At 66.1% G+C, this 11775-nt stretch carries 12 protein-coding genes; 10 read left to right on the plus strand and 2 right to left on the minus strand.

Annotated elements, in window-relative coordinates:
- Nucleotides 1-43: 43 nt before the first annotated feature.
- Complete coding sequence (locus QX126_RS27090) at nucleotides 44-850, minus strand: undecaprenyl-diphosphate phosphatase (RefSeq protein ID WP_315740364.1); 807 nt, start codon at nucleotides 848-850, stop codon at nucleotides 44-46.
- A 357-nt stretch (nucleotides 851-1207) separates the two neighbouring features.
- Between QX126_RS27090 and QX126_RS27095 the strand changes: the two genes are divergently transcribed.
- Together QX126_RS27095 and queG are read left to right on the plus strand one after the other, a co-directional pair.
- Entirely contained in the window at nucleotides 1208-1900 is a 693-nt protein-coding gene (locus QX126_RS27095; protein WP_315758183.1) for a glutathione S-transferase family protein, read from the plus strand.
- On the plus strand, nucleotides 1849-3033 hold the full coding sequence (gene queG / locus QX126_RS27100; RefSeq protein ID WP_315785044.1) for a tRNA epoxyqueuosine(34) reductase QueG: 1185 nt from the start codon (nucleotides 1849-1851) through the stop codon (nucleotides 3031-3033). Before QX126_RS27095 ends, queG begins: the two co-directional genes overlap by 52 nt.
- Nucleotides 3034-3044: 11 nt before the next feature.
- Here queG and QX126_RS27105 read toward each other — a convergent pair whose 3' ends face one another.
- Nucleotides 3045-3830: an alpha/beta hydrolase gene (locus tag QX126_RS27105; protein WP_315784921.1), complete on the minus strand. Its 786-nt coding sequence runs from the start codon at nucleotides 3828-3830 to the stop codon at nucleotides 3045-3047.
- A gap of 327 nt (nucleotides 3831-4157) precedes the next feature.
- On the opposite strand from QX126_RS27105, the gene infC reads away from it, so the two are divergent.
- The 8 genes from infC (at nucleotide 4158) to QX126_RS27145 (ending at nucleotide 11717) form a co-directional block, all read left to right on the plus strand.
- On the plus strand, nucleotides 4158-4697 hold the full coding sequence (infC, locus tag QX126_RS27110) for a translation initiation factor IF-3 (RefSeq protein ID WP_315740503.1): 540 nt from the start codon (nucleotides 4158-4160) through the stop codon (nucleotides 4695-4697).
- 466 nt (nucleotides 4698-5163) lie between these two features.
- Nucleotides 5164-5364, plus strand: a complete 201-nt coding sequence (rpmI, locus tag QX126_RS27115; RefSeq protein ID WP_008539890.1) for a 50S ribosomal protein L35 — start codon at nucleotides 5164-5166, stop codon at nucleotides 5362-5364.
- A gap of 77 nt (nucleotides 5365-5441) precedes the next feature.
- The gene (rplT, locus tag QX126_RS27120; RefSeq protein ID WP_012040570.1) at nucleotides 5442-5801 is read left to right on the plus strand and encodes a 50S ribosomal protein L20; all 360 of its coding nucleotides are present in this window, start codon (nucleotides 5442-5444) and stop codon (nucleotides 5799-5801) included.
- Between the two features lie 143 nt (nucleotides 5802-5944).
- Complete coding sequence (pheS, locus tag QX126_RS27125) at nucleotides 5945-7027, plus strand: phenylalanine--tRNA ligase subunit alpha (RefSeq protein ID WP_315778125.1); 1083 nt, start codon at nucleotides 5945-5947, stop codon at nucleotides 7025-7027.
- Between the two features lie 92 nt (nucleotides 7028-7119).
- Nucleotides 7120-7539 (plus strand): endonuclease domain-containing protein, encoded by a 420-nt coding sequence (locus tag QX126_RS27130; RefSeq protein WP_315784924.1) that lies wholly within the window; start codon nucleotides 7120-7122, stop codon nucleotides 7537-7539.
- 18 nt (nucleotides 7540-7557) lie between these two features.
- Complete coding sequence (gene pheT / locus QX126_RS27135) at nucleotides 7558-9966, plus strand: phenylalanine--tRNA ligase subunit beta (RefSeq protein ID WP_315784927.1); 2409 nt, start codon at nucleotides 7558-7560, stop codon at nucleotides 9964-9966.
- Nucleotides 9963-10739 carry a sulfite exporter TauE/SafE family protein gene (locus QX126_RS27140; RefSeq protein WP_315784929.1) on the plus strand — a complete coding sequence of 259 codons (777 nt, stop codon included), beginning with the start codon at nucleotides 9963-9965 and terminating at the stop codon, nucleotides 10737-10739. The genes pheT and QX126_RS27140 overlap by 4 nt, the downstream gene beginning before the upstream one ends.
- Nucleotides 10740-10772: 33 nt before the next feature.
- The gene (locus QX126_RS27145; RefSeq protein WP_315740371.1) at nucleotides 10773-11717 is read left to right on the plus strand and encodes an MBL fold metallo-hydrolase; all 945 of its coding nucleotides are present in this window, start codon (nucleotides 10773-10775) and stop codon (nucleotides 11715-11717) included.
- Nucleotides 11718-11775 lie beyond the last annotated feature (58 nt).

Genomic DNA, 11775 nt, shown 5'->3' on the forward strand with positions numbered 1-11775 from the left:
TCGCTTACGCTCGCAATGACGGTGGATGGAGCTGGGGCTCAGCTCACTTCCCCAGCGCCAGCGCGATCAGGCCGAGGGTGCCGACGATCACGCGCCACCAGGCGAACAGCACGAAGCCGTGGCGGGTGACGTAGCCGAGGAAGGCCTTCACCACGATCATGGCGGTGATGAAGGAGACGACGAAGCCGATCGCGATGAGGCCGAGGTGATCGGACGTCATCTCGGCGCGGCTCTTGTAGAAGTCGTAGACGAAGGCGCCGACCATGGTCGGGATCGCCAGGAAGAAGGAGAACTCCGCGGCCGAGCGCTTGTCGCCGCCGAGCAGCATCGCCGCCACGATGGTGGCGCCGGAGCGCGACACGCCTGGGATCATGGCCAAGCACTGCGCGACGCCGATCCACAGATACATCATGAGCGGATAGCGCGTGGCGTCGTGCTCCCGCGGCTTGAGATCGATCTGATCGACCCACAGCAGGATGGCGCCGCCGACGATCAGCGAGAAGCACACGACCCAGGGATCGAACAGGAGCGCCTTGATGTACTTGCCGGCGATGAGGCCGATGATGACGGCGGGCAGGAAGGCGATCAGCACGCCGATGATGAATCGGCGGTCGTCAGCGTTCGACATCGCGCCGATGGCGACGCGCGACAGCTTGAAGAAGTACAGCGCGACGATGGCGAGGATGGCGCCGAGCTGGATCAGGATCGCAAAACTCTTCCAGAACCCCTCGTCGCCGAGCCCGAAGAAGCGTTCCGCCAGCAACAGATGGCCGGTCGAGGATACGGGAAGAAACTCGGTGACGCCCTCGATTATGCCGAGAAGCACCGCCCGCAGCGTATCTGACATCATTGATCGGATCCTGGATTGCCGGCAAAACGCGGCCCTTCTCGCCTATTCGGCTCCCGCCCGCAATTGCAAAAAGCGCTCGAACCGGCCACATCCGATGAATGAACCGGCGTGTGATCGGCCATGCGAATCAGAACGAGGCAATGCCGGACAGCGGATCGGGCGCGCTGATCGCTGTTCCCGAAAGCGCCGTTTCCCGCATGACCGCCCGTCGCCCTACTGCTTACACTTTCGCCGACCATGCGCTAATGGTCCGATTCGCGAGCGCACCCGCGCGCCGGTATCGGGACGAGGCGTCGGTGCGAACCGATGGTTGATTGTTCGTTAAGCGCCGTAGCCGCGGAATCGTCGAAAGGCTCCATGTACACGCTCTACCACCATCCCTTCTGCCCGCATTCACGCTTCGTCCGGCTGGTGCTCGGCGAATACGGGCTCGATCTGCGCCTGGTGGAGGAACGCGCCTGGGAGCGCCGCGAGGCGTTTCTCGTGCTCAATCCCGCGGCCACCACGCCGGTGCTGTCGGTCGAAGGCCTGCCGCCGGTGCCCGGTGTCGGCGTGATCGCCGAATTCATCGACGAGACCTGCGGGCCCGAGATGGGCGATCGCCGGCTGATGCCGGCGTCGGCGGCCGAGCGCGTCGAGGTGCGCCGGCTGATGGACTGGTTCAACACCAAGTTCTTCGAGGAGGCCTCGAACCTGCTGGTCACCGAGCGCATCTATAAGCGCTTCATGAGCGAGGAGGATGGCGGCGGGCCGCCGTCGACCGACGTGATTCGCGCCGCCAAGACCAATGTGCGCTATCATCTCGCCTATATCGGCTGGCTGGCGCAGCGGCGCAATTTCCTGGCCGGCGACCGGCTGACCTATGCCGACCTGGCCGCCGCCGCGCATCTGTCGGCGATCGACTATCTGGGCGACGTGCCATGGATCGAGGACGACGCAGCGAAGGCGTGGTACGCGCGGGTGAAGTCGCGGCCGTCGTTCCGGCCGCTGCTCTCCGACTGGCTGGCGGGCGTGCCGGCGTCGCGGACCTATGTGGACCTGGACTTCTGAGCGCCGATAGGCCCACGCCGGAGACGTTGAAGGCGGCGCTGGCCGCCGAGGCGCAACGGCTGGGCTTCGATGCCATCGGCATCACCGCCCCGGTCGTGAGCGCCGAGCGGGCCGCCGCGTTCGAACGCTTCCTCGCCGCCGGCCAGCACGGCGACATGGACTGGCTGGCGCGCGAGCCGTCCCGCCGCACCGATCCCACCACGCTGTGGCGCGAGGTCCGCAGCATCATCATGCTCGGCGTCAATTACGGCCCCGACGAGGATCCGCGCGCGGTCCTATCCCAGCGCAGCAATGCTGCGATTTCGGTCTATGCCCGCGGCGACGACTATCACGACGTCATCAAGAAGAACCTCAAGACGCTCGCCCGCTGGCTGGTCGCACAGGCCGGTTGTGATGTGAAGGTGTTCGTCGACACCGCGGCCGTCATGGAGAAGCCGCTGGCCGAAGCGGCAGGGCTCGGCTGGCAGGGCAAGCACACCAATCTGGTGTCGCGCGGTTTCGGCTCCTGGCTGTTCCTCGGCGCCATCTACACCACGCTGGACCTGCCCGCCGATGCGCCGGAGCGCGATCATTGCGGCTCGTGCCGAGCCTGCCTCGACAGCTGTCCGACCGCGGCGTTCCCGGCCCCCTACAGCCTCGATGCGCGGCGCTGCATCTCGTATCTCACCATCGAGAACAAGGGGCCGATCCCGCGCGAGTTCCGCAAGGCCATGGGCAACCGCATCTACGGCTGCGATGACTGCCTCGCCGCCTGCCCGTGGAACAAGTTCGCGCAAGCGGGGCGCGAGGCGAAGCTGGCGGCCCGCGAATCGCTGCGGTCCCCCGATCTCGCCGCGCTGGCGGCGCTCGACGACGCCGCGTTTCGCGCACTGTTCACGAAATCGCCGATCAAGCGCGTCGGCCGCGACCGCTTCCTGCGCAACGTGCTGATCGCGATCGGCAACTCCGGCGATGCGGCGCTGACGCCGTCCGCCGAGCGGCTGGCGACCGATCCGAGTCCGCTGGTGCGCGGTGCCGCCGCCTGGGCGCTCGCTTGGCTGCTCGACGAGGCTGCTTACGCGCGACGTGCGGAGGCGGCGCTGACGTCGGAGACCGACGAGAGCGTCCGCGCGGAATGGCAGGCGCGATGCTGAGGCGGGCCGCGTTAGCCCATCTCGCCGACGGCGGCCAGCATGCGCGTGATGTCCTGCGGACGCGACAGCCGGTGGTCGCCGTCCTGGATCATGGTCAGCACCACGTCTTCGGCCGGCAGGCGGTGGGTCAGTGCGAACGCATGCTGCCAGGGGACGTCGCGGTCCTGCGCGCCCTGCAGGATGCGCACCGGGCAGCCGACCTTGATGGCACCGCCGAGCAGGAGATGATTGCGCCCGTCCTCGATCAGCGCCCTGGTGATGGGATAGGGCTCGCCATACTCCGACGGACGCATCCAGACGCCGTTGATCTCAATCTCGGTCCGGACCGCCGGCGCAAAGCCCTTCCACATCAGCTCCTCGGTGAAATCGGGCGCCGGGGCGATCAGGACCAGGCCCGCCAGCGTCGCCTCCGCCGGGTCCTTGAGCAGCTCGCGCGCCAGCAGCAGCGCCATCCAGCCGCCCATCGAGGAACCGATCACGACCTGGGGTCCGCGGCAGAATTGCCGGAACACCGCGACGCTCTCCTCGAGCCAGCGGCTGATGGTGCCGTCGACGAAGCGTCCGCCGGATTCACCGTGACCGGAATAGTCGAAGCGGACGCAGGCGCGGCCGCGCTCGGCGGCCCAGGCGTCGAGGGTCAGGGCCTTGGTGCCTTTCATGTCGGAATTGAAGCCACCGAGCCAGAACAGCCCAGGCGGGCGGCCTGGCCGCGCCCGCACCGCGATCCGGCGCGACGATTCGCCCGCGCCGACGGTGACGAAGACGGGCGTATCGGCATTTTCTGCAGCAGGGTTCATGGATCGTTACTCGATTTCGGGGGCTGTGTGGGCGAACCAGCCGGTCGCGTCAATCCGGTCGACCGGGCGCTGCCGCTTGCGAAAGGGCCCCGCGCACTCTATGTCCGCCAGCGGAGCCACGAGGCCTCGAAAGTGCGGTTTTGATCGCCATTCTTGGCCATGTGGTCCCTTTGGGGGAATGCACGGCCGCGCCGAAGTCCTGCGCGTGCGACGCAAGAGCCATGACGGCCGGATGTTAATTCGACGCACGGGACGCCAGCTGTCTTGCCCGCGAGGGCATCTTCCTTCAAAATAGTCGCCTTCTTCCACAACCTTGGAGAACTACCCATTCGCCGCCCCAATCGAGCCCCGCCCGCTGCCGTCAAAGACGGGCCGCGCACAAATGATGAGATTCGCAATGCGCAGATCCAGCTGATCGATTCAGAAGGTACCAACCGCGGCACTGTCGAGACCGTGGTTGCGATCAAGATGGCCGCTGATGCCGGCATGGATCTGGTCGAGATTTCGCCGAACAACAATCCTCCCGTCTGTAAGATCATGGACTACGGGAAGTACAAGTATTCGGCGCAGAAGAAGGCCGCCGAGGCCCGCAAGAAGCAGAAGGTCGTCGAGATCAAGGAGATCAAGCTCCGCCCGATGATCGATGATCACGACTACGACGTGAAGATGCGGGCGATGCAGCGCTTCTTCGAAGAGGGCGACAAGGTCAAGATCACACTGCGCTATCGCGGCCGCGAAATGGCGCACCAGGAGATCGGCACCAAGCTGCTCGACAAGGTCAAGTCCGACGTCGCGGCTTTCGCCAAGGTCGAGCAGGACGCGCGGTTCGAGGGACGCCAGGTGGTCATGGTTCTGGCCCCGCGCTAGTCGCCAGCCACCGACGCACCAAACCGAGCCCGCCACACGTCTGGCGGGCTTTTCTCTTGAGGCCCCCGTCAGAACCGCTCTTTGCGGGCGCGGATCAGGACCTGCCACCGCCCGCTGCAGCTGCCGGAGGAGCCTTTGCGGCTCCACCGAACGGAGCCGGCCGGTGCTGGTGGCCGAGGGCCGCCCTGGGATACCTGTACCCGCGGCTCGCATGTCGGCTGACCATGTCGGCTGACCATGGCTCGGACGAGCCGATTCGGCGGTTCAGCGTTGCCAAGAGCCACCGTCTCTGGCATAAGCGCGGCCTTCGTCGCCCGGCTGATCAAGGGCTGCCGTGGCGATGTCCCTGTGCGGGTGGATCCTTGTTTGGACCCAATACCTGAGCACAACCAACGCTCTAACGAGCATTTTCGCCTGATGGCGCCGCTTTAGCGGGCGGCTTGCCGTTGGCATGAAGGAGAGCCAAATGCCCAAGCTGAAGACCAAATCCGGCGCCAAAAAGCGCTTCAAGGTGACTGCCACCGGCAAAGTGATGCACGCCCAGCGCGGCAAGCGCCACGGCATGATCAAGCGGACGAAGAAGCAGATCCGGCAGCTGCGCGGCACCCGCGTGCTGTTCAAGACCGACGGCGACAACGTCAAGAAGTACTTCTTGCCGAACGCCTGACCGGCCTCTCGCTTCCGAAACCCTGGCCGCCTCCAAGCCGCGGCTGATCGTCATCTCTGAATCCAAGGATACCCGGCATGTCTCGCGTCAAACGCGGTGTGACCGCCCACGCCAAGCACAAGAAAGTCTTCAAGGCCGCCAAGGGCTATTACGGCCGCCGCAAGAACACGATCCGCACCGCCAAGCAGGCCGTCGAGAAGGCCGGCCAGTATGCGTTCCGCGATCGCAAGCGCAAGAAGCGCACCTTCCGCGCGCTCTGGATCCAGCGCCTGAACGCCGCTGTGCGTCCGTTCGAGCTGACCTACAGCCGATTTATCGACGGCCTGTCCAAGTCCGGCATCACCGTCGACCGCAAGGTGCTGTCGGATCTCGCGATCAACGAGCCCGCCGCGTTCCAGGCGATCGTTGAGAAGGCCAAGGCGGCGCTCGCCGCCTGATCGCCCTTCCTCATCGCGAGGACTGCGAAGCGGCCGACGATCTCGGCCGCTTTTTGCTGTTCGGCGACATCGATCCTTTCGCTTGACCCCTGTCGCCCGCGCGGCGACAACCCAGCCGCCTTTGTCCCGCGGAGATTTTGACCGTGTCCGACCTCGCCTCGCTCGAGACCTCGATCCTCGACCAGATCGCCACCGCCGGCGATGAAGCCGCGCTGGAAGCCGTGCGCGTCGCCGCCCTCGGCAAGAAGGGCTCGATCTCGGCGCTGCTGGCCACCCTCGGCAAGATGTCGCCGGACGAGCGCAAAACGCAGGGTGCTGCGATCAACCTTGCCAAGGACAAGGTCACACAGGCGCTCACCGCGCGCCGCGAGGTGCTCCGGGCCGCTGCGCTGGACGCGCGGCTCGCGGCCGAGACCATCGACGTCACCCTGCCGCTGCAGGATTCGCCGGCCGAGACCGGCCGCATCCATCCGCTCAGCCAGGTGATGGACGAATTGACCACGATTTTCGCCGACATGGGCTTCTCGATCGCGGAGGGCCCCGATGTCGAGACCGACGACTACAACTTCACCAAGCTGAACTTCCCGGAAGGCCATCCGGCGCGGGAGATGCACGACACGTTCTTCTTCAATCCGAAGCCGGACGGCTCGCGCATGCTGCTGCGGACCCACACCTCGCCGGTGCAGGTGCGGACCATGCTGAGCCAGAAGCCGCCGATCCGCGTGATCTGCCCGGGCCGCACCTACCGCATCGATTCGGACGCGACCCACACGCCGCAATTCCACCAGGTCGAAGGCCTCGTCATCGACAAGGGCTCACATCTCGGCCACCTCAAATGGATCCTGCATGAGTTCTGCAAGGCGTTCTTCGAGGTCGACCACATCAACATGAAATTCCGGCCGTCGTTCTTCCCGTTCACCGAGCCGTCGCTCGAGGTCGATATCCAGTGCCGCCGCGACAAGGGCGAGATCCGCTTCGGCGAGGGCGAGGACTGGCTGGAGATTCTCGGCTGCGGCATGGTGCACCCGAACGTGCTGCGCGCCTGTGGCATCGATCCCGACGAGTACCAGGGTTTTGCCTGGGGCATGGGCATCGACCGCATCGCGATGCTGAAATACGGCATGAGCGACCTGCGCCAATTGTTCGAAGGCGACGTCCGTTGGCTGTCCCATTACGGCTTCAAGCCGCTCGATGTGCCGACCTTGGCGGGAGGGCTGAGCGCGTGATCCGTCTCGACCTCTCCGCACGGGTGGTCGGACTCCCTCTCCCGCTTGCGGGGGAGGGCTGGGGCGGGGGTCTCTCCGCGCAGGAGGCGTCGATGGACGACGACAAGCCCACCTGGACAGTCGCGCCGAAGCTTCGATCAAACGCACGGGCCCTCCGCCAGAACGCGACGGATGCCGAGCGCATCTTGTGGTCGGAGCTGCGCGGCCATCGCCTGCTCGGCGCAGGCTTTCGTCGTCAGGCACCGATCGACCGCTACATCGTCGACTTTGTCTGCCACGCGGCACGTCTGGTGATCGAGCTCGATGGCGGACAGCATTTCTCGACAGAGGGCGAGCAGCGCGACGCTGCGCGCTCAGCTGTGATCGAAGCCAAAGGATTTCATGTCCTGCGCTTTGCCAACAACGACGTACTGGCCAATCGCGCCGGCGTTCTTGAAACCGTTGCCGCTGCCGTTGCGGCGAGAGCCCCCACCCTGACCCTCCCCCGCAAGCGGGGGAGGGAACAGGACTGACTTCGCAGGAACGCTGCCATGAAATTCACCTTGTCCTGGCTGAAGGACCATCTCGACACAGACGAGTCGGTCGAGACGCTCGCCAACAAGCTCACGATGATCGGCCTCGAGGTCGAGCATCTCGAGGACAAAGCGAAGCTGCTCGCGCCTTACAGAATCGCGCGCGTCGTTTCCGCCGAGCAGCACCCGAACGCCGACCGCTTACGCGTCTGCATGGTCGACACCGGTGACGGTGGCGCGCCGGTGCAGGTGGTGTGCGGTGCGCCGAACGCGCGCGCGGGTCTGGTCTCGGTGTTCTCGCCACCCGGCACCTACATCCCCGGCAAGAACATCACGCTCTCGGTCGGCACGATCCGCGGCGTCGAGAGCCGTGGCATGCTGTGCTCCGCGGCCGAGCTGCAGATTTCCGACGATCACGACGGCATCATGGAGCTGCCGGAGGATGCGCCGATCGGCACTCCTTACGCGGAGTGGGCCGGCCTCGGCGATCCCATGTTCGAGATCAACCTGACGCCGAACCGCCAGGACTGCACCGGCGTGCACGGCATCGCCCGCGACCTCGCCGCCGCCGACATGGGCAAGCTGAAGGACCCCGGCATCAAGCCGGCGAAGGGCGAGCTCCCCTGCCCGGTGAAGGTCACGGTCGAGGACGAGAAGCTTTGTCCGGGCTTCGCGCTGCGACTGGTGCGCGGCGTCAAGAACGGCCCGTCGCCGAAGTGGCTGCAGCAGCGCCTCACATCGATCGGCCTGCGCCCGATCAACGCGCTGGTCGACATCACCAACTACATGACCTTCGACCGCGCGCGTCCGCTGCACGTGTTCGACGCCAAGAAGGTGAAGGGCAATCTGGTCGTCCGCCGCGCGCGTGACGGCGAGACCCTGCTCGCGCTCGACGGCCGGACCTACACGCTCGACCATTCGATGTGCGTCATCGCCGACGATTCCGGCGTCGAATCGCTCGCCGGCATCATGGGCGGCGAAGCCTCCGGCTGCGACGAAGGCACCACCGACGTGCTGATCGAATCGGCGCTGTGGAACGAGATCAACATCGCCCAGACCGGCCGCAAGCTCGGCATCAATTCCGACGCGCGCTACCGCTTCGAGCGCGGCGTCGATCCGGCCTTCATGGTGCCGGGCCTGGAGATGGCGACCAGGCTCGTGCTCGAGCTTTGCGGCGGCACGCCGTCGGAGACCGTCGTCGTCGGCAATCCGTTTGGTGATGACCGTATCATCGATTTCCCACTGACCGAGGTGAAGCGGCTGGCGGGCATCGAGGTGCCGCTGACCGAGATGCGGCGGATCCTGACGCATCTCGGCTTCGTGGTCGCCGGCAACGGCCCGGTCGTGAAGGTCGCGGTGCCCTCCTGGCGCAGCGACGTGCATGGCAAGGCCGACATCGTCGAGGAGGTCGTGCGCATCATCGGCGTCGACAAGGTGCCGATGACGCCGTTCGAGCGCGGCGATGCCCCGCGCAAGCCGGTGCTGACGCCGATCCAGCTGCGCACCCGGCGCGCCAAGCGCGCGCTGGCGGCGCGCGGCATGGTCGAGGCCGTGACCTGGTCGTTCATTTCCAAGCCGGCGGCCGAGCTGTTCGGCGGCGGCAAGGCCGAGCTCGCGCTTGCGAACCCGATTGCCGCCGATCTCTCCGACATGCGGCCGAGCCTGCTGCCGGGACTGATCGCAACCGTGCAGGCCAACGCCGATCGTGGCTTCGGCGATGCCGCGATCTTCGAGGTCGGGCAGATCTTCAAGGGCGATGGCCCCGCGGACCAGCTCATGGCGGCGAGCGGCATCCGCCGTGGCGTCGCGTCGGCGAAGGGTCTCGGCCGACATTGGACGGGATCGCAGGCGGCGAGCGCTTACGACGCGAAGGCCGACGCGCTCGCCGTGCTCGCGGCCGCTGGCGCGCCGATGGCGTCGCTGCAGATCGTCGCCGGCGGCCCCGCCTGGATGCATCCGGGACGCTCCGGCACGATCCAGATGGGACCGCAGAACGTGCTCGGCCATTTCGGCGAGCTGCATCCGCGCACGCTGGAGGCGTTGAAAGCCGACGGGCCGCTCGTCGCCTTCGAGGTGATCCTCGATCGCATTCCGGCCGCCAAGGCGAAGCCGACGCGCGCCAAGCCGGTGCTGGAGCTGTCCGCATTCCAGCCGGTGTCGCGCGACTTCGCCTTCATCGTCGACCGCAAGGTCAAGGCCGGCGATATCGTGCGCGCCGCGCAGGGCGTCGACAAGAAGCTGATCACCGATGTCGCCGTGTTCGACGTCTACGAGGGCAAGGGCATCGAGGACGGCAAGAAGTCGGTGGCGATCGCCGTCACCCTGCAGCCGCGCGACAAGACGATGACGGACGAGGAGATCGATGCCGTGGCGGCGAAGATCACCGCGGACGTCGCCAAGAAGACCGGCGGCACGTTGCGCGGATGAGCCTGTCCGGGCTCATCCCTGCCGATCTCAGCCCGTTCGCGACGATCGCGCTGGCGATCGTCGCTTTCATCGCCGCGACCGCGCGCGGCTTCTCCGGCTTCGGCGCGGCGCTGATCTTCATGCCGCTCGCGAGCAGTTTTGCGACGCCGCGCCTGGTCGCGCCCCTGCTTCTCGTGATCGACTTCGTATCGATGGCCCCAATGGTGGCGCCGGCCTGGCGTGAGGCCGACCGCAAGGCCACCGCCGTGATCGTCGCGGGTGCGTTGGTCGGCGTGCCCGTGGGCACCTATTTCCTCAGCCGGCTGGACCCTGTCACCGTACGCTGGATCATCACCGGTTTCGTGATCGCGCTGCTTGCGCTGCTGCTGTCCGGCTGGCGCTATCGCGGCAGGGAGTACACCGCGCTGTCGGTCGCTGTCGGCTATATCTCCGGATTCTGCAGCGGACTGGCGCAGACCGGGGGCCCGCCGATCGTCGGCTACTGGCTGGGACGCCCGATCCCGCCAAAGATCGCGCGAGCGAATATCGTGCTGTTCTTCGGCGCATCGGACTTCTTCGCGATGGTGAGCTACGCAATGAGCGGGCTGATCACCTGGGATTCGCTGAAGCTTTCGCTGCTGATCGGTCCGGTCTACGCGCTTGGTGTCGCGTTCGGCGCGTCGCTGTTCGGCCGTGCCAGCGAGCAGGTGTTTCGCGCCATCTGCTATGCGCTGATCGCAATCGCCGTGATCGCCGGCCTGCCGGCCCTCGACGGCGTGCTCGGGCGGGGTTAGCCTTCCTGCAACGAAGCAGACAGGGGGGCCACCGTGATCCATCGGCGAACAATGCTCAAGCTCGCGCTGGGAACGGCCGGCGCCATCGCGGCGCCCGCGGCGTTCGCGCAAGGCGCGAAGACGGGCACGCGCATCGTCTTCCTCGGCACCAAGGGCGGCCCACGCGTCGGCGTGGGCGCTTCAAATCCGGCCAACCTCGTCGTCGTCAACGGCACGCCGTTCGTGATCGATTGCGGCATGGGCGTCAGCCGTCAGCTCGTCAGTGCTGGGGTTCCGATCCCATCGATCAAGTACATCCTGATCAGCCATCACCATTCCGATCACAATCTCGAATACGGCAATCTGTTCTACAACGCCTGGGCCGCAGGATTGTCGACGCCGATCCAGTCGTTCGGACCGAGGGGCCTGGAGGCGATGACCAGGAGCTTCTGGGAAACTAACAAGTTCGACGTCGACACCCGCATCGCGGACGAAGGCCGGCCAGATCCGCGGCCACTCCTGGTCGCGAAGGATATCGACGCGGACGGCGTCGTGCTGAAGACGGCGAACGTGACGGTAACCGCGTTCCGCACGCCACATCCGCCGATCACCGACAACTTCGCGTACAAGTTCGAGACGCCCGACGGCACAATCGTGTTCTCGAGCGACACGGCCTATAATCCGAAGCTTGCAGAGTTTGCCAAGGGCGCCGATGTGCTCGTGCATGAATGCCTCTATGTGCCCGCGGTCGATCGGCTGGTCGCCAAGACGAAGAACGGCTCGACGCTGAAGAAGCACCTGCTCGACAGTCACACGACCACGGAAGACGTCGGACGCATCGCCGCGGCTGCAGGCGTGAAAGTGCTGGCGCTCAGCCACTTCGTACCCGGTGATGATCCCGAAGTGACGGACGAGGACTGGACGCGGGACGTGAAGAAGAACTACACGGGCCGCATCGTGGTCGCGAAAGACCTGATGGAATTGAAGCTGCCTGTGTAGCCAAGGCTGGGCGTGCTTCAATCGGCAGCTCGCCTGCATCAGCCGTAGGGTGGGCAAA

The organism is Bradyrhizobium sp. SZCCHNPS1003 (assembly GCF_032381555.1).
Taxonomy (GTDB): domain Bacteria; phylum Pseudomonadota; class Alphaproteobacteria; order Rhizobiales; family Xanthobacteraceae; genus Bradyrhizobium.

Excerpts from the sequence above, each read along its gene's own strand:
- QX126_RS27090 (WP_315740364.1), bottom strand. The coding sequence starts at position 850 with ATGATGTCAGATACGCTGCGGGCGGTGCTTCTCGGCATAATCGAGGGC.
- QX126_RS27095 (WP_315758183.1), top strand. The coding sequence starts at position 1,208 with ATGTACACGCTCTACCACCATCCCTTCTGCCCGCATTCACGCTTCGTC.
- QX126_RS27105 (WP_315784921.1), bottom strand. The coding sequence starts at position 3,830 with ATGAACCCTGCTGCAGAAAATGCCGATACGCCCGTCTTCGTCACCGTC.
- rpmI (WP_008539890.1), top strand. The coding sequence starts at position 5,164 with ATGCCCAAGCTGAAGACCAAATCCGGCGCCAAAAAGCGCTTCAAGGTG.
- rplT (WP_012040570.1), top strand. The coding sequence starts at position 5,442 with ATGTCTCGCGTCAAACGCGGTGTGACCGCCCACGCCAAGCACAAGAAA.
- QX126_RS27130 (WP_315784924.1), top strand. The coding sequence starts at position 7,120 with ATGGACGACGACAAGCCCACCTGGACAGTCGCGCCGAAGCTTCGATCA.
- pheT (WP_315784927.1), top strand. The coding sequence starts at position 7,558 with ATGAAATTCACCTTGTCCTGGCTGAAGGACCATCTCGACACAGACGAG.
- QX126_RS27140 (WP_315784929.1), top strand. The coding sequence starts at position 9,963 with ATGAGCCTGTCCGGGCTCATCCCTGCCGATCTCAGCCCGTTCGCGACG.